General features: G+C 45.0%; 19 protein-coding genes, 1 tRNA gene and 2 other annotated features. Of the genes, 12 read left to right on the forward strand and 8 right to left on the reverse strand.

Annotation, left to right across the window (positions count from 1 at the left end; all coding sequences use genetic code 11):
• Window positions 1-326: 326 nt before the first annotated feature.
• Complete coding sequence (locus IGI71_RS04530) at window positions 327-2,081, forward strand: ABC transporter ATP-binding protein (RefSeq protein WP_430616190.1); 1,755 nt, start codon at window positions 327-329, stop codon at window positions 2,079-2,081.
• The gene (locus IGI71_RS04535; protein WP_060791748.1) at window positions 2,065-3,813 is read left to right on the forward strand and encodes an ABC transporter ATP-binding protein; all 1,749 of its coding nucleotides are present in this window, start codon (window positions 2,065-2,067) and stop codon (window positions 3,811-3,813) included. The genes IGI71_RS04530 and IGI71_RS04535 overlap by 17 nt, the downstream gene beginning before the upstream one ends.
• 137 nt (window positions 3,814-3,950) lie before the next feature.
• On the opposite strand, the gene IGI71_RS04540 is transcribed toward IGI71_RS04535, so the two are convergent.
• Together IGI71_RS04540 and IGI71_RS04545 are read right to left on the reverse strand one after the other, a co-directional pair.
• Window positions 3,951-4,862 carry a LysR family transcriptional regulator gene (locus IGI71_RS04540; RefSeq protein ID WP_060791749.1) on the reverse strand — a complete coding sequence of 304 codons (912 nt, stop codon included), beginning with the start codon at window positions 4,860-4,862 and terminating at the stop codon, window positions 3,951-3,953.
• 135 nt (window positions 4,863-4,997) lie between these two features.
• Window positions 4,998-5,837, reverse strand: coding sequence for a MetQ/NlpA family ABC transporter substrate-binding protein (locus tag IGI71_RS04545; protein WP_010747692.1), 840 nt, complete (start codon window positions 5,835-5,837; stop codon window positions 4,998-5,000).
• Window positions 5,838-5,886: 49 nt separating this feature from the next.
• Window positions 5,887-6,118, reverse strand: a binding site (T-box leader).
• Between the two features lie 201 nt (window positions 6,119-6,319).
• On the opposite strand from IGI71_RS04545, the gene IGI71_RS04550 reads away from it, so the two are divergent.
• A complete protein-coding gene (locus IGI71_RS04550) occupies window positions 6,320-6,925 on the forward strand; it encodes a short chain dehydrogenase (RefSeq protein WP_010747693.1) in 606 nt (201 codons plus the stop codon).
• An 81-nt stretch (window positions 6,926-7,006) separates the two neighbouring features.
• Here the strand turns inward: IGI71_RS04550 and IGI71_RS04555 are convergent, their stop codons facing one another.
• The 4 genes from IGI71_RS04555 to IGI71_RS04570 form a co-directional block, all read right to left on the reverse strand.
• The gene (locus IGI71_RS04555; protein ID WP_005225388.1) at window positions 7,007-7,591 is read right to left on the reverse strand and encodes an SOS response-associated peptidase; all 585 of its coding nucleotides are present in this window, start codon (window positions 7,589-7,591) and stop codon (window positions 7,007-7,009) included.
• Between the two features lie 218 nt (window positions 7,592-7,809).
• Window positions 7,810-7,956, reverse strand: coding sequence for a hypothetical protein (locus tag IGI71_RS04560; RefSeq protein ID WP_005234527.1), 147 nt, complete (start codon window positions 7,954-7,956; stop codon window positions 7,810-7,812).
• Window positions 7,957-8,423: 467 nt separating this feature from the next.
• Window positions 8,424-10,028 carry an amidohydrolase gene (locus IGI71_RS04565; protein ID WP_010747694.1) on the reverse strand — a complete coding sequence of 535 codons (1,605 nt, stop codon included), beginning with the start codon at window positions 10,026-10,028 and terminating at the stop codon, window positions 8,424-8,426.
• Window positions 10,029-11,108, reverse strand: coding sequence for an ABC transporter substrate-binding protein (locus tag IGI71_RS04570; RefSeq protein ID WP_010747695.1), 1,080 nt, complete (start codon window positions 11,106-11,108; stop codon window positions 10,029-10,031).
• Between the two features lie 267 nt (window positions 11,109-11,375).
• On the opposite strand from IGI71_RS04570, the gene IGI71_RS04575 reads away from it, so the two are divergent.
• The 4 genes from IGI71_RS04575 (at window position 11,376) to IGI71_RS04590 (ending at window position 14,644) form a co-directional block, all read left to right on the forward strand.
• Window positions 11,376-12,344, forward strand: a complete 969-nt coding sequence (locus IGI71_RS04575; RefSeq protein ID WP_010747696.1) for an NADP-dependent oxidoreductase — start codon at window positions 11,376-11,378, stop codon at window positions 12,342-12,344.
• Window positions 12,345-12,358: 14 nt separating this feature from the next.
• Entirely contained in the window at window positions 12,359-12,721 is a 363-nt protein-coding gene (locus IGI71_RS04580; RefSeq protein WP_010747697.1) for a TIGR02328 family protein, read from the forward strand.
• A gap of 152 nt (window positions 12,722-12,873) precedes the next feature.
• On the forward strand, window positions 12,874-13,935 hold the full coding sequence (locus IGI71_RS04585; protein WP_010747698.1) for an LLM class flavin-dependent oxidoreductase: 1,062 nt from the start codon (window positions 12,874-12,876) through the stop codon (window positions 13,933-13,935).
• Window positions 13,928-14,644, forward strand: coding sequence for an NADPH-dependent F420 reductase (locus tag IGI71_RS04590; RefSeq protein ID WP_010747699.1), 717 nt, complete (start codon window positions 13,928-13,930; stop codon window positions 14,642-14,644). The genes IGI71_RS04585 and IGI71_RS04590 overlap by 8 nt, the downstream gene beginning before the upstream one ends.
• A gap of 236 nt (window positions 14,645-14,880) precedes the next feature.
• Here the strand turns inward: IGI71_RS04590 and IGI71_RS04595 are convergent, their stop codons facing one another.
• Window positions 14,881-15,333: a DIP1984 family protein gene (locus IGI71_RS04595; RefSeq protein WP_010747700.1), complete on the reverse strand. Its 453-nt coding sequence runs from the start codon at window positions 15,331-15,333 to the stop codon at window positions 14,881-14,883.
• Window positions 15,334-15,894: 561 nt separating this feature from the next.
• Between IGI71_RS04595 and IGI71_RS04600 the strand changes: the two genes are divergently transcribed.
• Window positions 15,895-17,547, forward strand: a complete 1,653-nt coding sequence (locus tag IGI71_RS04600) for a peptide ABC transporter substrate-binding protein (protein ID WP_060791756.1) — start codon at window positions 15,895-15,897, stop codon at window positions 17,545-17,547.
• Between the two features lie 93 nt (window positions 17,548-17,640).
• Here the strand turns inward: IGI71_RS04600 and IGI71_RS04605 are convergent.
• Window positions 17,641-17,722 (reverse strand) — tRNA-Leu (locus IGI71_RS04605).
• A gap of 985 nt (window positions 17,723-18,707) precedes the next feature.
• Window positions 18,708-18,947, forward strand: a binding site (T-box leader).
• Between the two features lie 91 nt (window positions 18,948-19,038).
• Between IGI71_RS04605 and IGI71_RS04610 the strand changes: the two genes are divergently transcribed.
• The 4 genes from IGI71_RS04610 to IGI71_RS04625 are packed head-to-tail and all read left to right on the forward strand — an operon-like array spanning window position 19,039 to window position 22,993.
• Window positions 19,039-19,887: an SAM hydrolase/SAM-dependent halogenase family protein gene (locus IGI71_RS04610; protein ID WP_005225399.1), complete on the forward strand. Its 849-nt coding sequence runs from the start codon at window positions 19,039-19,041 to the stop codon at window positions 19,885-19,887.
• Window positions 19,884-20,438, forward strand: coding sequence for an ECF-type riboflavin transporter substrate-binding protein (locus IGI71_RS04615; RefSeq protein ID WP_005225401.1), 555 nt, complete (start codon window positions 19,884-19,886; stop codon window positions 20,436-20,438). The genes IGI71_RS04610 and IGI71_RS04615 overlap by 4 nt, the downstream gene beginning before the upstream one ends.
• Window positions 20,439-20,463: 25 nt before the next feature.
• On the forward strand, window positions 20,464-22,173 hold the full coding sequence (locus IGI71_RS04620) for an ABC transporter ATP-binding protein (protein ID WP_010747702.1): 1,710 nt from the start codon (window positions 20,464-20,466) through the stop codon (window positions 22,171-22,173).
• Window positions 22,163-22,993 (forward strand): energy-coupling factor transporter transmembrane component T family protein, encoded by an 831-nt coding sequence (locus tag IGI71_RS04625; RefSeq protein WP_005225404.1) that lies wholly within the window; start codon window positions 22,163-22,165, stop codon window positions 22,991-22,993. Before IGI71_RS04620 ends, IGI71_RS04625 begins: the two co-directional genes overlap by 11 nt.
• The last annotated feature ends 288 nt before the right edge of the window (window positions 22,994-23,281 follow it).

Genomic DNA, 23,281 nt, shown 5'->3' on the forward strand with positions numbered 1-23,281 from the left:
TCAAAAAATAGTTGTAAAAAACGAGAAATTGAGAAACGCCTTTTTAGAAAAGTCAATCTTTTTGAAAAAAAATTAATAAAAATTGTTGCATTCTCAGAAACTTATCTGTAAAGTGTTAGGTGTAGTCAGCAAAAATAAAAAGAGAAGGAGGGATTACGATGCAAAAAGTATTTGATAAAAAAACAACCAAATTGAATAAAGTGAATCCCTCATTCGGTAACCATTAGTGTACAGATAATGTCTATAATAACGACGTTTATGCTCTGTCCTTTTTCCGAAGGGACAGAGCTTTTTTGTGTACTTTTTTAGAATGTGAGGGATAAAACATGAAGTATGTATTAAAACAATTAACAACGTATTTTAAAGAACATAAGGTGCGCTATACCTTTGTATTCGTCTTTATGGTGATCGCTAGTGCGATGTATGTCGCACCGATCTATATTCTGCGCTTGTTCATCGATGCGTTGATTCAAGATAATTTTGATTACTCCGTACTGATCCAATATGTGAGCCTCTTCGCGGGAGCTATCTTGTTAGGATATTTGGCGGAATTTGTTTGGACGTTTAATTTATTTATTGGTTCCTACGATCTGCAAAAACAATTACGGGAACAATTGATGAGCCACTTTCTCAAAATGGGGGCGCCGTTTTACCATCGTTTCCGAACAGGTGATTTAATGACTCGTTCCAGTGACGATGTCCAAGTGATGGGGATGACCATTGGGTATGGACTGATGGTTTTCTTAAATACTAGTTTGTATCTAAGTTTTATCGTAGCGATGATGGCTGGGACGGTTTCTTGGCTACTGACCTTGATTGCCTTGATTCCAATGCCGCTTTTAGCCTATTACATTTTCAAATGGGGCTCGCAAGTCGATAAGGCGTTTACGGAAGCGCAGAATTCTGTTTCTGAGATGAACAGTGAAGTGCTGGAGATCATTGATGGCATTCGGGTCGTCCGAGCTTATGGACTAGAAGGAGCCACCACGGAACAGTTTCAAAAGAAAACACTGGAAACACGAGCGAAAAACAATATCGTTTCTGAGATCGATTCCCGTTTTGGGCCGCTGATTACCATCATCTTAGCGATCAGTTTCGTGATGAGCTTTGGTGTGGGGGCGTTTCTTGTTGCCAACCAAACGATCACCATCGGTGCGATGGTCTCTTTCCAAGTGTACTTGACTATGGTCGTTTGGCCGATGATCTCAGCAGGAGATCTTGTGAATGTGATGCAGCAAGGTGCCGCATCCTGGCGTCGGATCAATGAAGTGCTGCAGACGGGGGATGAATTAGAAACGCCAGGCGAAGCCGACCTGCAAGCCATCAATACGATCCGTTTTAAAGCATACCATTTCCAATACCCGCAAGCAGCTCGTTATGTGTTAGAAGGACTGGATTTGACGATCACTCGTGGAGAAGTCTTAGGGATCGTTGGGAAGACCGGCAGCGGAAAAACGACGCTGCTAAGACAATTCGGTCACCGCTATCCATACTCTGATCAAGTCCCCTTGATCAACGAGCAGCCGTTGACGGCCTATCAAACAACAGCAGTGCGCAACCACTTTGCAGAAGTACCGCAAGAACATACCTTGTTTTCACGAACGATTCGCGAGAACTTGTTATTCGGGCAACCAGACGCTTCCGAAGAAGTATTGTGGGAAGCACTGGAAGCTGCTTGCTTTAGCGAAGACATCAAGCGGATGCCAGAAGGGCTCGAAACGGTCGTCGGTGAGAAAGGAGTTTCCCTTTCTGGTGGACAAAAACAACGCTTGTCCTTAGCACGGGCGTTTTTACGAAACAGTGAAGTCCTCTTACTGGATGATGCCCTTTCGGCAGTTGATGCCAAAACGGAACAAGCCATCATCACGAATTTGAAAACGATGAAGCAGGCACCGACCTCCATCATCGTGACCCATCGATTGTCCGCCATCACCGAAGCGGATCAAATCATCGTCTTAGAAGACGGTCGGATCACACAACGTGGTACCCATCAGGAGTTGATCGAAACGCCAGGCTGGTACCAAGAGCAGTATTATCATCAACAGTTAAAGGAGGACGATACGAGTGTTCTCAACGATTAAACGTTTGCTCACGTATTTGAGCTATTATAAAAAACAATTTATCGTGGGTGCGATCTTGCTGTTGCTGGCTGCAGCGCTCGAACTGACTTCCCCACTGATTGCCAAGCAGCTGATCGACCGAGTGATGACACCGGCGGTTAACAGTAGCAATTTAGACACGATGCTTTTGATCCAATTACTCGCTGGGTATTTGCTGGTCAATTTGATTGGTTCCCTCTTTCGTTATATCAGCTTGCTGCAATTGCGAAAAATGTCCAACAGTATCGTCAAAAAAATGCGGGATCAGCTTTTTGACCATATGCACAAATTACCGGTTTCTTACTTTGACCAGATCCCAGCAGGTAAAGTCGTCGCACGAATCACGAATGACACTGAAGTCTTGCGGTCGAATTTCTACGTGATCGTGATCAGTAATTTGTTAAGCAACATCATCCAAATCATTGGGGCGTTTATTGCATTGTTTCTTTTGAACCGCACCTTAGGAGCAGCGATGCTGATTTTGATCCCGATTTTAGGAATCTGGCAGCATTTTTATACCAAATATGCCTCCCGTTACAATTTAGCAATGCGGGAATACATCTCACAAATCAGTGGGCAGTTGAATGAATTTGTCCAAGGAATGGCGATCATCCAAGCCTTCCAACGAGAAAATCAGTTGCAGAAAGAATTTAATGAAACAGTAGAGAAATGGTTCAAAACTGGACGTAAATACCTCTTGCTCGATTCAAGTATCGCTTGGGGATTAGGCAACTTGTTGCGAAATTCAACGATCTTGATTTTGATCACGACCTTGGCCGCCTTTTTCCTTGATGGTCGCTTGGCGATCTCAGCAGGCTTGCTGTATGCCTTTATTGATTACATCAACCGCCTGTATGATCCCATCGAAGGGCTTGTCCAAACCATCACCAATGTGCAGCAATCATTAGCTGCTGGACAGCGGGTCTTTGAGTTTGCTGATCAGCCGGTTGAAAAACAACAAAGTGAGCAGCTGACTGTTACGAATGGCGATGTTTCTTTCCAACAAGTGACCTTTGGCTACGACCCTGAGCAAGCGATCTTGCACGATATCAACTTTGACGTTGCCGCAGGAGAGACCATTGCTTTAGTTGGTCATACTGGTTCTGGAAAATCGAGTATTTTGAACCTGTTGTTCCGTTTTTATGATCCGCAGCAGGGAAAAATCGTTGTGGATGGACAAGTGATCGCTGATTATGATCGTCATAGTTTAAGAGATTCAATGGCGATCGTCATGCAAGATCCCTATCTATTTACTGGAACGATCGCCAGCAACATCGGGATGAACGATCCAACGATCACCGAAGCGATGATTATCGATGCCTTGAAGCAAGTCGGCGCTGACTACCTTTTGAGCCGCTACGAAAAAGGCATCCATCATCCAGTCGTTGAAAAAGGCAATGAGTTTTCTAGTGGAGAACGCCAGCTGATCAGTTTCGCCCGTGCGCTGGTGTTTGATCCAAAAATCTTGATTCTGGATGAAGCGACGAGCCATGTGGACACTGAAACAGAGTCCATCATTCAAAAGGCGATGACCGTCTTGCAAAAAGGACGGACGACCTTCATGATCGCTCACCGTTTGTCAACGATCAAACAAGCCGATCAAATCTTGGTCCTAGACCAAGGGAAGATCGTGGAACGGGGAACCCATGCGAGTCTTGTCCAAGGGCAAGGAATCTATCAGCAAATGTATCAAATGCAGGCAGAGCAGCTGTAATCAGCGGTGATTGCCGACAACAGTAACCGTAAAAGAAAATCCTTGAGCCTCCTGCATGGGAAGTGGCTCAAGGATTTTTTATATAATGCGAAGGTGCAGCCAATCATCTATGGGGAGTAGGAAGAGGAGGCCTTCGCTTATATATCAGTAGGAAAAGCGGCAAGGTGTTGTCGTAATTTTGTTAAGAAACGCTCGCCGATCACTGATAATGGGCGATCGTTCTTTTTAATGAGGATGATCTCACCCTCGGACGCGTCGATCAAAGGAAGAAAAGCCAAGCCTTGGCGTTCTGGTTGGGCAACGATCCCCGAGCCGGTTCCATAAAGATCCGTCTGCTGTAATAGCTGGACCATTGTGCCTCGATCGCTGACATGCACCACTTGAGGGCTTTGAGCAAAGTCGATCAAATCCTCGGAAAAGAACGAATAGCGTTCATCTTCTTGCAAAAAGCGTACTTGCGGATAAGGCGCAAGATCCTTTAAGGAAAGCTGCTTTTTTTCTGTCAAGGGATGAGTCGCTCGTAAAAAGACATGGGGGCGAAACCGTCCCAACGCTTCGAAGGACAATTGGGCGCCTTGTAACAGTCGTTCCAATCCTGCTTGGTTTTGCTCATTCAAATAAAGAACCCCAAATTCACTTCGATATTGCTGCACGTCCGTGATCACCTTTAAGGTCGTGGTTTCTAATAGGCGAAACTGGCGGCAGTTGGGAAATTCCTGTAGCAGTTCACTGAAAATTCCAGCCGTGAAATCATAGTGCTGGCTTGCGATGGCGAAGGTTTGACTCGCTGCTTGCTTGCTGGAATAACGCGTTTGCAGCTGCGCCACTTGACTCAAGATCGGCTGGGCATGGTCTAGAAATTCCGAGCCTTCGGCAGTCAAGCGGGCACCTTGATTCGTACGCTCGAAAAGCTGGACCTCCAATTCTGCTTCCAACTCTTTCACGGCTTGGGAAAGACTTGGCTGTGAGAGATACAGCCGTTTGGCTGCTTCACGAAAACTTCCATGGTCAGCGATCGCTTGCACGATCCGCATTTGTTGAATATTCAATTTTTGACCTCCTTTACAAAGATTCAGACGGAAAAAGGGTTCACCAATCAATAGTAGTCAGTTCTTTTCCTTCTATAATAGAAGCTTCTTAAAAAATAAGACGACAGTTGCTGCTTATTGCTACTTGTGAAGCGGTTATTGCAATTCTTCAGGAATAAACCAATAGCCCGTTTGATTCTCTTCTGCCAGCAGTTCTTTAAAGGCTTCAGAACGATATGCTGCCACCACTGCCTGTGCCCAATCACTGTCTTGGTTGGCTTCTTTGACCGTTGCCACCAGTTCATACTCTTGCAAAATGTCTTCACTTAATAAGCTTTCCTCTGCAGCAATTCCAGCACTATAAACGATGCTGCCGGGAATCACCGCATAGTCTAAGTCTGCTAAGCTGCGGGGGATTTGCGCAGAATCCATCTCGACGATATCCAGGTTATAAGGATTGTCAGTAATGGTTCTTAACGTCGCGTCAATGGGCGCCACTTCGGGGTCAAGTTCGATCCAGCCAGCTTTTTGCAGCAGCAACAGGGCACGGGCGCTGTTTGACGGATCATTGGGAATCCCGATGGTATCGTTTGCTTCAATCGCTGCTAAATTGTCCTTTCTGCCAGGATACAAGCCAGCTGGAACGGTAGGGATCGGTGTGATACCCACCAAATCGGCACCCGTGTTTTCATTAAAGTTCTCTAAATAGGCGGTATGCTGATCCACGTTTAAGTCGATTTCGCCATCGTTCAGTGCAATGTCTGCTTCCAACACCCCAGTAAAGCCAATATCGGTCACGGTATAGCCAGCTTCTTCTAAAATCGGTTTGATTCCCTGAAGAAACAGCTCGCTGTAAGGTCCTGGTGTCGTACCAACTCTGATTTCTGTCTGCTGTTCTTCGGCATTTCCGGTCACTTCTTCTTGGTTGCCACAGCCCGTAAATAAGACCAAGGACAACAGACCAATGCCCATACCTAATCGAATCCTTCGTTTCATACCTCTTCCTCCTTTTTTATAAAAAAAACCTTCCCAAAGACAATTCTTTGGGAAGGACGATCATTTCGCGGTACCACCTTCATTTGTTTTTTGTTGAAACAAAAAACCTCAGTCAGTTCATCAAATAAACTGCATTGCGCTATCGGGCTTTCTCCGTCGGGGATTGTTCGTCCACGAATGCTCAAAGGTCATCTTCGGATCGTCTTCCTTACTCGTTTCCACCAGTTCCGAGCTCTCTTGAAAGAAAGGGGGGATCGTACTCTTCTTCTCACTGCATGTGTATGAAATTAGTAGTATCTTAGAACAAGATGAGAAAGTTGTCAATTGCTTTCGTGATAGGTGATTCCAATCACTACGCAGGTAGTAGGGGAACAAATGGGGAAGGGTAAGAATAGATCAATAAGGCAGGAAAAGCAGATGAATGGTCGAAATCGCTTGGTTGGGTTAGAATCGAAGCACAAAACAAAAAAAGAGGCGAGGAAATGAAATTACTTTTGATTGGACATACCGGCACACTTGGGCAGCTTTTAGTTGAAGGCTTTCAGCAGCTACCAGAGGTGGAGCTGATCACGGCTAGCCGTAGCAGCGGCGATCATCAAGTCGAAATTGCGGATGCAGACAGTGTCAGCCAGCTATTTGCAGCTACTGGGAAAGTGGATGCCATTGTTTCCGCTGCGGGAAGCACAGTGTTTAAACCCTTTGAGGAATTGACGCCAGCAGATATTCAACAGTCGGTGGCTTCGAAGCTGCAAGGACAAGTCAACCTTGCGTTGATTGGCCAGCATTTTCTCAATGAAGGCGGCAGTATCACACTGACTTCTGGAATTATCAAAGACGAATTTATCCCAATGGGCACGCCTTCAGCACTGGTCAACGGCGGTTTAGAAGCCTTCGTGGCATCGGCAGCTTTTGAGATCGGTCATGGGGTACGAATCAATGCAGTCAGTCCCAATGCACTTGTGGGCTCTTGGGAAACCTTCGCCGATTCTTTCAAAGGCTTTATTCCCGTTGGTGACGCACCCGTTTTTGCAGCGTATCAAAAAGCAGTCTTTGGGATCATGACTGGCAAAACCTTCACCGTTTATTAAGAAAAAGCAAAAGTAGGAAAAACCGCCAAATCAAAGCTGACTTGGCGGTTTTTGTTCTACTGAAAAAGAAGTAGCAAGCAGTTAAGAAGAGAGCAATTGGGTTTTCAGCTTGGGCATTTCTGCTTTGAGTTGTTGGCGAGCAAAAGCCAAGTCATTGATCCAAGAAGCAATCGCTTCTTTTTCTAAGAACAGAGGCATTCGATCATGGACTGGTTCAACAGAATCGTTCGCGGCAGTCGTTAGAATGATTGATTCGGTTTCGATCTGATCCTCTTTTTGAAGGATGCGATAAAAACCAGCGGCATAAATCACGTGATCTTGCGAAAAGAGAAACTTTTCCTTTTCATGATTCCATTCATAGAAACCAGACATCGGAAAGACACAGCGATGCTCTTGGAAAGGTTTGCGAAAAGTCGGTTTTTCTTCAACGGTCTCAGAACGGGCATTGATCATCAAATGCCCTTTTTTAAAGCCGGTAAAGCCCCATCTTGTCACACCAGCTACAACTTGTTGTTGTTGATTTGCACCGATGGTTACGACATGATTGGAAGGGAAAACATCATTGACAGCGACAGTCTGTTGGCGCTTGCGGGCTTTCGCCGCGGCTTCTTGATAATATTCTGACAATTCGCCAGTTGTTGGGTCAAATAAGTATCGGCCGCACATGGACGGGTCACTCCTTTTTTTGGATTGGCTGGTGCCTTTGTTTCAGTATAAAGACTCAAGGCGTCAAAACCAACTAACTTGCTTCACTTCTCGATTCAACAAGAAAAGGAGCTTAAACATATGTAAAAAGTCAGGAGTATTGCTTGATTTGCTGGAAATCAGATAACAAAAAAAGGCAGTCACCTACTGAGGTTGACAGCCTTTTTTATTCTAGTTGGTTAGCCAATTTTTTTAACTCTCCCGCCGATTTTATTTGCGAAACGTTCAGCATCTTCTCTGCAAGTATAGGTTAATGCAATTGTTTTGTCCCGTGTTCTTTTTCCTTCGGCGGTTAGATAACCATGAAAGATTTTAATCGCATACAATAGATAAACACCTCCTTATCCTTGGTAATAATAACAAATTTATCGCTTACATTCAAGGGATATAGTAAAAGTTTATTTTTTGTTAGTTATTTTATTAAGAATTTATTCAAAGGTTTAAAAAACGATTGAAGGAGAAAGTAAGGGGTGATGGAATAGACCAATGTTTGCTGTTAAAAGGAAAAAAACTCCAAGGAAAAAGAGGCATGTTTCTGAATTTCCATCAAATAAAGAAACTGGCAACCGCTTAAATTATTCTTTTGCTGCGCCAATCGAATAGACCAATCCACGCGAATCAAAATGGCCGAAAGAAAACCTATGATAAAGCATAGCTGCCAAGCAGGGAATCCATCGTAAGGGATAGGGGCAAGTACGAAAAGGGAGAGTGGTCCAAACTAAGCACCTGTTTCTGTATTTTTTTATCAAAGAAAAACACCAGACCTTGTACTTTCACAAGATCTAGTGTTTCATCAGTTGCCCCGATAAACAAATTGCCCATCAAATACGGTCGCTTCAACAGTCGTTTGAAGCAATTCTTCGGCAGTCAAAGGCAAGATATTTTGGGACAAAATACAAAGATCGGCTAAACAGCCAACTTCTAATCGACCGATATCTTGCCGACTCAAGGCTTTGGCGGCGCCTGCGGTGTGGGCATAGAGGGCATCGGCGATGGAGATTTTTTCTTGTGGCATCAATCCGCCTGCTGGCTGGCCGTTTTTTTCCTGCCGAGCAACCGCATAATACAGCGAGTCTAAAGGAGTCACGTCGATCACGACTGGCGTATCAGTCCCAAAAGCCAAGGTTGCGCCTTGCTCTAGAAAGGACTGAAAAGGAAACATTTGACTGGCACGCTGAGGGCCTACTTCTTCATCGAGGGTCTCATAACCGACTAATAAATGGCTAGGCTGTACGGAGAGTACCAGTTGTTCTTGGCGAACTAGTGGCAGATCAGCGGCATCCATCACTTCCAAGTGTTCCAAAGTATTGGCTTTGCCTTTAGAAAGCGGGTGAGCAGCAGCACTTTCTTGATAAAAGAGGAGTGCTTGTCGAATCGCTTCATCACCGATGGTATGGATGCGCATCGGCCAGTCTTGCTGGTTGGCTTGTAAAATAAAGCGGCGCATCCGTTGAACATCGATCAACGGCATCCCGACATCACCAGCAAAATACGGTGTTTCATATTCCTCTTTTAAAAAAGCCGTGTGCGTACTCGTCACACCATCAAAAAATTGTTTGACGCCGCCCATTTGTACTTTTTCGGAGCGATAAGTACGGTAAGTTTTTTTCAGTTGCGTGATGTCTTCTCGCATGGCTGGATAAAAGACAGCGCGCAAGGTCGCTTCTGCTTCTGTTTGCCGATAAAGAGTGGGGTAGACCAAATCGTCCCAGCTTTCTCCTGTCAAGGCAACATCACCGATCGTCGTAATGCCGTATTGATTGAGCTGCTTCATATAGGTCAGAAAGGCAGCAGGGCTTTGTGCTTGGAAAGACTGTAAGACCTTTGCTAAATAATGAATGGCGATCGCTTCTAAAAAGCAGCCGCTTAATTGTCCGCTGTTTTCGTCAAGCAGTGCCTCGCCGCTGATCCCTGCTGGTAAGTTCTCAGGTGTGATCCCTAAAGCAGCGATCCCTTGGCTATTCAACCAAATACTGTGGGCATCACCTGAAATCAGCATGACAGGCGTGTCGGCACAATAGTTGTCGATCGAATCTTTCGTCGGGTAGACTTGCTGACCGAAATCACTGCTGAACCAGCCGATGCCGATTTTCCATCCATGAGTGATGGGCAAGGCGGGCACTTGCTGGGCAACGGCTTCTTCTGTCACTCCCGTAAGATGGGTCAGTGCCCCTTGATGGAGTAATGCGGAAAGATAAAAATGAACATGAGCATCAATAAAGCCTGGAATGATCATTTGTTCTTTGAGATCAATGACCTGGGTGTCTTCAGCAAGTGTTGGCAGCGCTGAAAGAGGACCTACAGCCGTGATTTTCTGGTCTTCTATCAGGAGAAAGCCCGCAAAAGTCGTTTTCGTTTTGGTATCAAAGATGTGTTCAGATTTTAGTAATAGTGACAATTATAATCCCAACTTCCATTCAAGGAAAAGGTCGTTATAAAGCTCAACCGCTTCTTTTCCTAAGTATTCATAATGTTCCATTTGTTCCATCGCACTTGGCTCAGGGTAGAAAGCCTTGTCAGCAGTCAGTTCTACTGGCAGCATGGCTTTGGCCGTTTCACTCGGCGTGGCGTAGCCCACGTATTCGGCATTTTGTGCGGCATTTTCTGGTCGCAGCATAAAATTGATGAAGGCGTAGGCTCCCTCAAGATTGCCAACGGTTTTCGGGATCGCAAAATTGTCTGTCCAAATCGCACCGCCGTCATTGGGAACGATATAGGTGACGGCAGGATTTTCCGCCATCACATAAGCGGCATCGCCCGAATATCCGATTCCTAAAGGGGCATCGTTGTTGATCATCAAGGTTTTGATCTCGTCGGTCAAAACTGCTTTGACATTGGGACGGATACTTTCCAGCTTCTTCAAGGCTTTGGTGACCTTGGTCGGGTCTTTTTCATTTTGGGAAAGACCGAGCGTCTGTAACGCGATTCCTAAGGTTTCGCGAGCACCATCCACCATCAATACATCATTTTTAAATGCAGGGTCCCATAAATCACTCCAGCCATGGATCGAAGAAACATCAACTTCTTCAGTATTTGCCATGATTCCGATCGTGCCCCAAAAATAGGGGATCGAGTAGGTATTGTCAGGATCAAAGGCTTGATCCATCAAAAAAGGCGACAGATCTTCCGTTCCCGTCAATTTCTGATGGTCTAAAGGCACTAACAGTCCTTCTTCGATCATTTTCGGAATGATCGATTCGCTAGGGAAAACCAAATCATAGCGCGAGCCGCCTTGTTTGATTTTCGTTTCCATCGCTTCGTTGGAGTCAAATGTATTATAAATCACTGAGTAACCAGTCTCAGTTTCGAATGTTTTGATCAATTCGGGGTCAATATATTCGCCCCAATTGTAAATAATCACTGTATTTTTGTCGGACGACGTTGCTGCCCCCGATTCTTTCGTTAACACCGAAGCACCTAAAAACAGCAACGCGGTGATGCCGATCACACCGCCAAAAAATACCCACAACCTTTTCAATTCATCAATTCCTTCTTTCTCTACAATTTCGTATTTCTTGAGTAGCGTAATTGATTTTTAAAGAAAAGGCAATAAAAAAATGAAGAAAAAATAAACCCGTTTCTTTCAAGGCTTTGAAGGAGGAACGGCCAGGTGGCTGGGGCAGTTTCCAAACATATCATTTGTCAAATTCCCTCCTTTTGCCTAAGCTAGGGAAGTGAGAAATCAAGGGATGGAAAAACAGGAACCTCTCTTTGATGAAGAATGAATGTAAGGAGTGAAGCATCAATGGAAACACGTGCTGTCGTTATTGAAGCCTATGGTGGAAAAGACCAATTAAAAGAAGCAACGGTCCAATTACCAGAATTAAAACCAAATCAATTATTAGTCAAAGTTGCCGCAACATCCATCAACCCGATCGATTGGAAATTAAGAGAAGGCTATTTAAAACAAATGTTTCCGTGGGACTTCCCAATTATTTTAGGCTGGGATGTCGCAGGGGATATCGTAGAAATAGGTGCTGACGTGACAGAATTCAAAGTTGGTGATGCGATCTATGCCCGCCCTGAAACGACTCGTTTTGGGACGTATGCTGATTACGCCATCGTGGATGCTGAGTTAGCAGCGATCAAACCAGAAAACCAAAACTACGCAGAAGCAGCTGCAGTGCCATTAGCTGGTTTGACTGCTTACCAAGCGTTGTTTGAACACGGTCGTTTAAAAGAAGGGGAAAAAGTCTTGATCCATGCCGGAGCAGGCGGAGTTGGTACCTATGCGATCCAACTAGCAAAAGCAGCTGGCGCTTACGTCATCACGACGGCTAGTCCTCGTAACCATGAGTTATTGCAAAAACTTGGTGCCGATGAGATCATCGATTACCATACGACAGATTTTGAAGAAGTCTTGCAAGACATCGATTTGGTCTTTGATACGATGGGGGGCGACACCCAGAAGAAAAGTTTCACTGTCTTAAAACCTAAGGGCCGTCTGATCTCAATTTTGAGTATTGAAGACGAAGACTTGGCAAAAGAAAAAGACATCTTCGCCAAAGCAATTTGGTTACGAACCAACGGCAAACAATTGGCAGAATTGACAGAGCTGATCGAAGCAGAAAAAGTCAACAGTGTCATCGGTGCAACCTTCCCATTGACGGCACAAGGAATTTACGATGCCCACGCATTGAGTGAGACACACCATGCAGTCGGCAAGATCGTTATTGAAAATCAAGACAATTTCATCAGCCAGGACGCAGAATAAAGGAGGCTGAACCGATGCGCTTATGGCATGAAGCGCTGATACCTGCTTTGCCTCGGCAGCAGCTGTTAGGCCAGCATCGTGAAGCAGCAGCCTTACGGGGGCTAGGCTGGGGTAAGAAGCACGCAACCGTCGATTACGTTTTTACCCATCCGCCCTATAAATTGTTTCAATACCATCAGTTAGTGCTGGATGAAATGACCTATCGAGGCTATCGGCCAGCACCTGAATGGTACGATCCAGCGTATCGTGGCAAAAATCTGCCGCTGGAACCCTCCGTTCAAGCTGTTCCTTTGACTACGCCGATCTATCCAGAACATGATGAAGCATACTTGGAAGAATGCTTAGTGAATCTCCATAGTAAAGGGATCTATCTTTAAAGACCAAACACTTTCCTGAATTTTTGTTCGGGAAAGTGTTTTTTTGCTTTAAAATTGGCAACTTACAAAAAGTAAGCATATTGTTCGCAACTTTTTTTGTTCCTTGTTATAGTGAGAACAGAGAATCAGTAATGAGAAATGAGGAAAAGAAAATGACCATCAATCACAGAAATCTTGAATTTGGGTTAGATACGTTTGGCGATCTAGCCTTTGATGATACAACGAAAGAACGGATCAGTTATAGCGAATCGTTGCGCAATATCGTGGCAGAAGGGAAATTAGCCGATGAAGTCGGCATCGATGTCATTGCCTTAGGGGAGCACCATCGGGAAGAATATTCGATCTCAAGTCCTGATACGGTACTAGCGGCTTTAGCGATGGTTACCAATACCATCAAATTAGGTACCGGTGTAACTGTCTTGAGTTCGGATGATCCCGTGCGGGTCTACGAACGGTTTGCGACCGTTGACGCGTTGTCGAACGGTCGTGCACAAATCATGCTGGGACGAGGATCTTTTACTGAATCATTCCCTCTATTCGGCTATGACTTGCAAGATTATGAAGAACTATTTGAAGAAAAAACAGCGATGTTTAGTGAACTGAGAAAAGGCAAACCATTAACTTGGGAAGGCAAGTTCACGCAATCCTTAAAAAATGCCGACGTTTTTCCAAAAATCGAGGGACACCAATTAGATACCTATGTAGGTGTCGGTGGAACCCCTGAATCGATCATTCGTGCCGTCCGTTATGGGTTTCCCGTTATGTTAGCGATCATCGGTGGCGAGCCTGCTCGTTTTGCGCCCTATGTTGATCTGTATAAAAAGGCAGCGCAGCAATTGGGGCAACCGATTTTGCCAATCGGCATGCACTCCCATGGTGTGATCGCCGACACCGACGAAGAAGCCTATGAAATCGGCTGGAACTACATCAAAAAGAGCATGGACAAAATCGGTCTTGATCGCGGCTGGCCAGCCATGAGCAAAGAGCGCTTTGACTTTGAAGTCGAACATGGATCTTACTATGTAGGCAGTCCAGAAACCGTGGCGCAAAAAATCGCCCGTATGATGCCGCAAGTCGGTGTAGAACGCTTTGATCTGGTTTACGGTACTGGCGGACAGCTGCAAAAAGACCGTTTCAAAACGATTGAATTGTATGGAACCAAAGTGATTCCACGGGTGAAAGAATTGTTGGCAGCAGGTGATAGCAATGCCTAAAACCATCGGTATTTTAGGCGCAGGCAAGTTAGGCTTAGCACTCGCAAATCTTGGTGCCCAGGCGGGCTATCGGGTCTTGATCGCCAGTACGAAGCCAGCAGAAAAAATCGCCTTGTCCGTTTCTGTGTTGGCTCCGGGAGCGATCGCAAAAAATGCCGTTGAGGTGATGACAGAAGCCCAAACGATCCTTTTGGCAATCCCATTGAGTAAGTACCAACAGCTGCCAGCAGAAGCTTTGGCTGGCAAGCTAGTGATCGATGCCATGAATTATTGGTGGGAAGTCGATGGCAAAGAAACAGAATACTCATCCATCGAGCAGACTTCTTCGGAACGTGTGCAACGCTATTTTTCCCAAAGTAAAGTAGTCAAAGGATTCAATCATATGGGGTACCACGATATCCAAGAGGAATCCTTGCTGACGAGAACGGCTGCTCAAGGAACTGCCAAAAAAGCCATCGCCATTGCTGGTGATGACCAAACCGCCCTCGATCAGATAGCAGAAATCGTTGCTGCCTTCGGCTTTGATCCCTTTCCTATCGGTGCTTTAGCTAATGGCATCATGTTAGAACCCGGCAGTCCTTTCTTTGGTGCCAATCAAACCAAAGAGGGATTGACGGCATTGATGAAGGCGTTTTGGAGCAGTGAGAAAGGGCAAGCGTTTCTGGCGCGTCCTTCCGCTGTGAGTAACAAGCAGCAGGTTCCTCAGTAAAAGAGCCGGCTCCACGTACGGCTGGATACGATAAAAACAACCCTCTTCTCAAAAAAAGAAGAGGGTTTTTCCCATCCAGTCAAATCAGCACGTGGTCGCTAAAAAATACAATGTGATTGTTACGATTGTGATTCGTAAGCAGTGGTTGTTACGTTTACGTCTCTGCCAGACGTTCCATAGTGTACATATTAGCCTGTACCTGCTTTGTGCTCGCCTTTGACACCCACCCATGTTTGTTAAAGATCGACTAGCCAGTTGGTTTGTTGGATCTTTCCATCTAATTCTCGCAGCTGTTTGGCGGTCGTATTCAATTGCTCCGTTAGCGTTTTTGTATCGATCGTGCGCACCAGTCGAATTTCGTTGCGACCCATTCGGGGAGCTGCTTTGGTTTCATCCAGTGCTTGCGTAAGCAGTGCATGCTTGCGGCGCAGCTGTTCTCGCTGTTCTAGTGCTTCCATCAGCAATAACGCACTATCTGCTAAAGAGGCAGTCGCATTTTTCCGATTGATGGCTACGACTAATTCTGAATACTGTTGATTGATCTCATCGTATTCCTTGAACAATTCTGTGATACTACGATCCAAGGTATCGCCTTCTTGGACTAACACACTGCTAGAGATTTCGTTGCGCAATTGAAACAGACGATTGTTCAAATCTCGTCTTAAAAGTAACGCTTCTGCTAATTTCATTTTGGCACACTCCTTTTTACAAATGAGAAGGCTTATCTAGTTCTTATCCTAGAGAAGAACGTGACGAAAGGCAAGCAAGACGCAAAACAAGCTCTGATAGAAAAATCATAAAAAACTGAATATTCGCAATTCTTGTTGACTTCCAAAAACACCAATAGTATACTTTAAAACAATCATGAAATAGACAAAAAAACGTCATTTACCTGTTTTTTAGATAAAAAGAAAGACGATGAAGAGAAGAGTAGCTTTGGAATCTGTTAGAAGAGAACCCGGATGGTGAGAAAGGGCAGCAGAAAAAAAGTGAAGATGAGCTCTGAGTGATCTGATTTGTTCACGCAAATCAGACGGAAAGCAGCCGTTACCGTGCCAAGTATCTTAGCGTACTGTTGAGGTGCCATTTGTGAGAATGGTGCGAAAAAGGGTGGTAACACGAAAATCTCGTCCCTTTGTTTGTCAAAGTTGATAAGCAAAGGGATGAGGTTTTTTCTTTTTATCGTTGAATGCGTTTTTTGCTGTCATGAAAAACACTTGCGTTGGTTGCGCAATCACATAGGAGGAAGAATGAAAATGATCTGGAAGAAGCGTTTATTGGTTGCAGCAGGAGTGATTGGGTTGACCCTTTCTGGCTGCACGACAACAGGAAATACCGAGGGATCAGAGGCTGAAACTAACGGTGCGCCGAATCAAGCGATTGCGGTGAGTCTACCAGCTGAGCTGACGACTCTCGATACGACCCAAACGACGGATAAAGCAACGTTTACCATCGTACAACATTTATTCGAAGGGCTCTACCGTTTCGATGAAAACAGTGAACCAGTTCCAGGCTTGGCAGAAGGAGTCGAAATCAGTGAAGATGGCAAAACCTATACCTTTACTTTGCGAGATGATGCGAAGTGGAGCAATGGCGAAGCGATCACTTCGGCTGACTTTGCTTATGCGTGGAAAAAGTTAGTTGATCCAGCAACGATGGGACCAAACGCCTATTTGTTGGATAATGTAGTCAATAGTAAAGACATTCGTGAAGGCAATGCAGACGTAGAAACGATTGGTCTGGAAACCCCAGATGACGCGACCTTTATCGTACAGTTGGAGCAGCCGCAGCCTTCGTTTTTATCCTTGATTTCCATCGGCTGGTTGGCACCGCAAAATCAAGCCTTTGTTGAAGAAAAAGGCGAGACCTATGCTCGGACAAGTGAAGATTTGTTGTATTCTGGTCCCTTTACTTTAACCGATTGGCAACAGACAGGAGACGAGTGGACGCTAGTGAAAAACGACCAATACTACGATGCTGATGTCGTTCAATTGGAGGAAATCAAAGGCTCCACCATCAAAGAAGAAAATACGGGGATCCAATTGTTTGAAAGCGGCGACCTTGATTTGCAAAAAATCAGCGGGATCTACGTCCAACAATACGGGGACAATGAAGAACTAGTTACGCAAAACGATGTGGCGAACTTTTTCTTAGACTTCAATAAAACCGCCAACGATGCCTTAGCAAATGTTCATGTGCGTAAAGCAATCGCGTTGGCGATCGACAAAGAAAGTCTCGTGGATAATGTGTTGAACGATGGAGCGAAAGTTTTAAATGGATTGATCCCTACTGGCTTAGCTGCGAATCCAAATACTGGCGAAGATTTTCGAGCATATAGCGGTGATTATAATCTGTATGATTTAGAGGCTGCCAAGGAAGAGTGGGAAAAAGCCCAAGCGGAAATTGGTGAAAGTACGACGCTGCGTTTATTAGTGACAGATGATGACAATGGTCAAAAAATCGGGGAGTACTTGCAAAGCCAACTGCAAGAAAACTTGCCAGGCTTGTCGATCTCCATCAACAAACAGCCACGTGCCAGCTTAAATCAATCAAGAGCAAATAGTGATTATGAGCTTTCCGTTTCTGGCTGGATCGCTGGAAGCAGTGACATGGATATGTTCTTTATCTTATACAAAAACGGCGCTTCCTTTAATTACGGCGGCTATGTCAATGAAGAATATACGGCGTTGACGGAAGATGCGCGCACCGTTCATGCCAATGACCCCGATCAATATTTTGAAGATTACAAAGCGGCAGAAGAAATTTTGTTGGAACAAGATGCTGCGCAAGTCCCTCTTTACCAAAGTGCTTCAAATTATTTGATCAAATCAAATGTTAAAGACATCCAATTCCCAGCTTATGGTGCGCATTTCTTTTTCCGCACCGCCTATGTTAGTGAATAAGGGGAAAAATAGTTGAATGAAACGCGCATGTTTATTCGATGAACATGCGCGTTTTGCAACAAAAAAAGCAGTTCAGAAAGCTGAACTGCTAAATGCGGAAGATGGGAGTTGAACCCACACGAGATAAACTCACACGCGCCTGAAGCGTGCGCGTCTGCCATTCCGCCACTTCCGCATAAGATAAAGATAATCCTTTCTAGGAAGAAAATCAAGTCCAATCTCACAAAAAGGAGCCCGCCAGCGGGGACTGGCGGGAAGGAGTAAAAATGAAAAAGTGTTAGGGTTGTTCGTTGGTATGCATTTATAATAGCGGGAAAATGTGAAAAAAAGTTGACGAATCAAACAGAATTCTGAGAAGAAATCGCCAAGAAAAAGTGAAACCATCTAGAACAGTCAGAAGGCAAAAAGGAGCCCGCCAGCGGGGACTGGCGGGAAGGAGTAAAAATGAAAAAGTGTTAGGGTTGTTCGTTGGTATGCATTTATAATAGCGGGAAAATGTGAAAAAAAGTTGACGAATCAAACAGAATTCTGAGAAGAAATCGCCAAGAAAAAGTGAAACCATCTAGAACAGTCAGAAGGCAAAAAGGAGCCCGCCAGCGGGGACTGGCGGGAAGGAGTAAAAATGAAAAAGTGTTAGGGTTGTTTGTTGGTATGCATTTATAATAGCGGGAAAATGTGAAAAAAAGTTGACGAATCAAACAGAATTCTGAGAAGAAATCGCCAAGAAAAAGTGAAACCATCTAGAACAGTCAGAAGGCAAAAAGGAGCCCGCCAGCGGGGACTGGCGGGAAGGAGTAAAAATGAAAAAGTGTTAGGGTTGTTTGTTGGTATGTATTTATAATAGCGGGAAAATGTGAAAAAAAGTTGACGAATCAAACAGAATTCTGAGAAGAAATCGCCAAGAAAAAGTGAAACCATCTAAAACGGTCAGAAGGCAAAAAGGAGCCCGCCAGCGGGGACTGGCGGGAAGGAGTAAAAATGAAAAAGTGTTAGGGTTGTTTGTTTGTATACAGGTATCATACCGAGAAAATATGAAGAATTTTCGAGTGAAATTTAGAAATTGCGTGAATCTTTTGACAAATTATGGCTTCTGTTTGAATTTTTTCTTAAAAGAGAATTGACAAAAGGCACAAGCTTTGATAATTTTAATGAAACAAAATGCAAACGCGATGAAAAAGAAAGTAGAATCACGGGCGTTGTCTAGCAGAGAGTTCCAGCAGGTGAGAAGGAACGACAACAAATGATTTGAAAATGACTTTGGAGCGGATTTTCTGACTAATTAGGAAAATACGGTTGCCCCGTTAACAAGCGACAGTCTCCGAGTGTTTTCGGGTACTGAATGAGGTGAGGCCTGTGAAGGTTTTACAGATTAAGGTGGTACCGCAGGTGATGCCCTTAGCTTTGGCTAAGGGCTTTTTTTGTGTCTGTAGGGTCAGCTGTTTCATGCGAAGGTTTTGTTGAAAAGGAGAAAGGTTGTTGGGAGGAGAGAAAATGCACAAATTAGTGGTTCAAACCGATTTTGGTTTGCAAGATGGAGCGGTCAATGCGATGTACGGGGTAGCCTATCAAGTGGCACCAGAGCTGGTCATTGCGGATTTGACTCATGAGATCGAGCCATACAACATTCATGACGCCAGCTATCGCCTGCTACAAAGCGTCACCTATTGGCCAGCAGGAACCGTCTTTGTTTCAGTGGTCGATCCTGGCGTAGGGTCTGATCGACGAAGTGTGGTTGCCAAGCTGGCGACCGGGCAGTTGGTTTTGACACCAGATAACGGCACCCTGACCTATTTAGCGACTTATATCGGAATCGCTGAACTTCGGGTGATCAATGAGGCAACTGAGCGCTTGGCAGGATCAGCCGAAAGCCATACGTTTCATGGTCGGGATGTTTATATGTATAATGCCGCTCGGCTCGCCAGCGGCGCCATCAGCTTTGAAGAGCTAGGAACACCTGAACCTAAAGAAGCGATCCAAGTTTTTGCCATTGAAAAGCCAAGCCAAACAGCTGAAACGATCACAGGGACGATCGATATTCTCGATATCCGCTTTGGTTCGTTGTGGACGAATATTCCCCACACGTTCTTTAAGCAATGGCAGGTCCAATACAATGAGTCGCTACTCGTCAGTATCTACTACCAAGATACCCTGCGTTATCAAGAAGAAGTGCGTTTCGGACGCTCCTTTGCGCAAGTGGCAGAACAAGAACCCGTCTTATATGTCAATTCCTTGCTGAATATCGGTTTAGGGCTCAACTTGGCTTCATTTGCTGAAACCTATAAAATAGGGACTGGCACGAATTGGAAAATTACCCTTAAAAAAAGGAGAAATGAAAAATGAATCAATCAAAATTTACAGTAAAACACATTGTTGCAATCGGTATCGGTGCTGCGGTCTTTTTCGTCTTAAAACGTTTCGTCACGATTCCGACGGGTTTCCCAAATACAGATATCGCCACAGCCTATCCTTTCTTGGCGCTATTAGGCGTTGTCTACGGTCCGATCGTGGCTGGTTTAGCAGGTTTTATCGGTCATGCTCTAGGAGATTTAACGACTTATGGTCCATGGTGGTCTTGGATCGCCGCCTCTGGGATCTTAGGGGTGTTCTTTGGACTTTTGACTCGTTGGATTCCAATCCAGCAAGGAACCTTTGGCGCTAAAGAAATTCGGACCTTCTTGATCGGTGAAACGATCGCAAATTTGGTCGTCTGGGTGATCATTGCCCCGATCGGGGATATTTTGATCTATGGCGAACCAGCGAACAAAGTCTTTACGCAAGGAGTCATTGCGGGATTGACCAATGCAGTCGTAACTGGGATAATCGGAGTGATCCTGCTAAAAGCCTATGCCCAAACCAAAACCAAAAAAGGCAGCTTGAGTAAGGAATCCTAACCAAAGAAATGTGTGAAGGCTAAAAATGAAACAAAAAATCATTCAATTTACGAATTTTTCTTTCCAATATGATGCACAAGCGGAACCGACCTTGAAAAACATCGATCTAACGATCTATGAAGGAGAAAAAGTCCTGATCGTCGGTGCCAGTGGTTCTGGCAAAAGTACATTAGGAAAATGTTTGAACGGTTTGATCCCGCAAAACGACAAAGGCAGTAGTACTGGAGAATTGACAATCGGTACCAATGCCTTTGGGCAAGCTTCCATCTATGAGCTGTCTTTGACCGTCGGCACGGTGCTGCAAGACACCGATAGCCAATTTGTAGGCTTGACCGTAGCAGAAGATATCGTGTTTTCATTGGAAAACGATCAGCGCAGTCAAGCAGTGATGCAAGAGGCGCTGCGTTTTTGGGCAGAAAAGACTGACTTAATGGATCATTTGGCGAAAAAACCGCAGGAATTATCGGGTGGCCAAAAGCAACGTGTTTCAATGGCAGGTGTTTTGATCGATGAAACACCGATTCTACTGTTTGATGAGCCGCTAGCCAACTTGGATCCGCAAACAGGTGTGGAAGCCATCAAAATGATCGACCAGCTGTATCAAGAGAAGCGTTTTACCACCATCATCATTGAACATCGCTTAGAAGAAGTGTTAGCCGCAGCTGTCGATCGCATCATCGTGATGGAAGAAGGCCGCATCCTTGCCGACAGTACACCGAATGAACTATTAAAAACGGATATGCTGCAGCAAGTCGGCATTCGTGAACCGCTGTATTTAGCTGCTTTAAAAAAAGCGGGGGTTCCCGTGACCGACGCTGCTGATTTGGTCGCGGTAGAAGCATTTGCATCACCTGAGATTGCCGAAAAACTGACTCAGTTTCAAGAAAAATTTCCGAAACCGGCGCTTCCTAGCCACCAGCCGCCGTTGTTGGAAGCGAAGAATCTATCGTTTTCCTACCAAGTGGGCAAACCCATTTTGCAAGCACTGGATTTTACCATCCATCAAGGAGAAATGATTAGTTTGGTCGGGCATAATGGCGCAGGAAAATCGACCTTGTCCCATTTGATTACCGGCTTTTTAACTCCGACTTCTGGCAAGTTGCTTTGGCAAGGAACGAACATGGGCAATGATTCCATCAAAGAACGAGCGCAAAAAATCGGGTATGTGTTGCAAAACAGCAATCAAATGCTGTCAAAAAACTTCCTGTTTGACGAAGTTGCCTTAGGCTTGCGCAACCGAAACGTTCCAGAGGCTGAAATTACAGAAAAAGTTCATCAGACCTTGAAAATTTGTGGTCTTTATCCGTTTCGTTCATGGCCATTGTCGGCACTAAGTCATGGGCAAAAACGCCGAGCCGCCATTGCAGCGATCCTCGTCTTAGATCCTGAACTCATTTTATTGGATGAGCCGACAGCGGGACAAGACTATCGCCATTACACCGAAATGATGCAATTTTTACAGGAGTTGAACCAGCGGGGATTAACGATCGTTATGATCACCCACGATATGCATTTGATGTTGGAGTATACACAGCGGACGATCGTTTTGACAAAAGGAACGATTTTGCTGGACGCTCCGCCAGAAGTTGTCTTAGCAGACAAACAAGTGGTGAGTGCCGCAAACCTCAAAGAAACCAGCTTGTATACACTGGCGACCCTTAACCAGCTGACAGATCCCGCCGCTTTTACTGCCGCCTTCATTGCCAGCGAGAAGGAGGGACACGATGGAGAGTAATCTAATCGGCTATCTTGACCGCAAAACGTGGATTCACCAATTAAGCGGTGCTGCAAAACTGATTTGTTTTTTGCTGCTATCCGTCATCGGGATGATTTCTTATGATACGCGCTTTCTCATTGGACTGGCATTGTTTTCGGTCTTTCTATTTGCCAGTGCTGGAATTCGCTACCGAGATATCGCTTTTGTATTAAAATTTATCATCTTCTTTTCGCTTTTGAATTTGGTGGCGGTCTATCTTTTCGCACCAGAATACGGGGTGGAGATCTACGGTACGCGCCACGTGATTTTCGAAGGGATCGGTCGGTATACATTGACCCAAGAGCAAGTGTTTTATGAGTTGAATCTATTGATCAAATATTTTGTCACGATTCCGCCAGGATTGATTTTCCTGTTTACCACCAATCCTAGTGAGTTAGCGTCCAGCATCAACCGCATCGGGATTTCCTACAAGATCGCCTATGCAGTCGCACTGGCTTTGCGTTACATTCCCGATATTCAAGATGATTTTCGGACCATTGCCAAAGCGCAGCAAGCACGGGGCGTGGAGCTTTCTAAAAAAGCACCTTTGCGCAAGCGAGTGGCAGGCAATGTCGCGATCGCGATTCCTTTGATTTTTTCCAGCTTGGAACGGATCGACCATATTTCTGCTGCCATGGAGCTAAGAAGGTTTGGCAAACATAAGCAGCGTACCTGGCTGAAAGCTAAGCCGATCCAAGGCAAAGATCTTTTGGCGATTGCTGTCGTTTGCTTGATCGTGGCGCTCGGATTGTCCTTGATGGTACTTAATGGCGGACGTTTCTACAATCCGTTTCGTTAACAAATCACCCCATGAAAACTAAAAAAACGGACGCATTGTCAATAATGAAAGTGGGACGGATGATTCAGAATTGATTCATCCGTCCCAGAAATGATCGAGCCAAAAAACGCAGGATAGTCAGTCAATTGACTTTAGCGAGTGCTACATTTGCTAAAGTCAGTTGCTGCTAGGTCTGCGTTTTTTTGCCGCAAAAAAAAGGAGCCCGCCAGCGGGGACTGGCGGGATAGGAGTAAAAATGAAAAAGTGTTAGGGTTGTTTGTTGGTATGTATTTATAGTAACGGGAAAAT

Source organism: Enterococcus sp. DIV1279b (assembly GCF_050531515.1).
Classification (GTDB): domain Bacteria; phylum Bacillota; class Bacilli; order Lactobacillales; family Enterococcaceae; genus Enterococcus_D; species Enterococcus_D casseliflavus.

Coding starts and splice junctions, on each gene's coding strand:
- IGI71_RS04555 (WP_005225388.1), bottom strand. CDS start 7,591: ATGTGCGGCCGATACTTATTTGACCCAACAACTGGCGAATTGTCAGAA.
- IGI71_RS04590 (WP_010747699.1), top strand. CDS start 13,928: ATGCCTAAAACCATCGGTATTTTAGGCGCAGGCAAGTTAGGCTTAGCA.
- IGI71_RS04610 (WP_005225399.1), top strand. CDS start 19,039: ATGCACAAATTAGTGGTTCAAACCGATTTTGGTTTGCAAGATGGAGCG.
- IGI71_RS04580 (WP_010747697.1), top strand. CDS start 12,359: ATGCGCTTATGGCATGAAGCGCTGATACCTGCTTTGCCTCGGCAGCAG.
- IGI71_RS04550 (WP_010747693.1), top strand. CDS start 6,320: ATGAAATTACTTTTGATTGGACATACCGGCACACTTGGGCAGCTTTTA.
- IGI71_RS04545 (WP_010747692.1), bottom strand. CDS start 5,837: ATGAAACGAAGGATTCGATTAGGTATGGGCATTGGTCTGTTGTCCTTG.
- IGI71_RS04575 (WP_010747696.1), top strand. CDS start 11,376: ATGGAAACACGTGCTGTCGTTATTGAAGCCTATGGTGGAAAAGACCAA.
- IGI71_RS04585 (WP_010747698.1), top strand. CDS start 12,874: ATGACCATCAATCACAGAAATCTTGAATTTGGGTTAGATACGTTTGGC.
- IGI71_RS04530 (WP_430616190.1), top strand. CDS start 327: ATGAAGTATGTATTAAAACAATTAACAACGTATTTTAAAGAACATAAG.
- IGI71_RS04595 (WP_010747700.1), bottom strand. CDS start 15,333: ATGAAATTAGCAGAAGCGTTACTTTTAAGACGAGATTTGAACAATCGT.
- IGI71_RS04620 (WP_010747702.1), top strand. CDS start 20,464: ATGAAACAAAAAATCATTCAATTTACGAATTTTTCTTTCCAATATGAT.
- IGI71_RS04625 (WP_005225404.1), top strand. CDS start 22,163: ATGGAGAGTAATCTAATCGGCTATCTTGACCGCAAAACGTGGATTCAC.
- IGI71_RS04615 (WP_005225401.1), top strand. CDS start 19,884: ATGAATCAATCAAAATTTACAGTAAAACACATTGTTGCAATCGGTATC.
- IGI71_RS04600 (WP_060791756.1), top strand. CDS start 15,895: ATGAAAATGATCTGGAAGAAGCGTTTATTGGTTGCAGCAGGAGTGATT.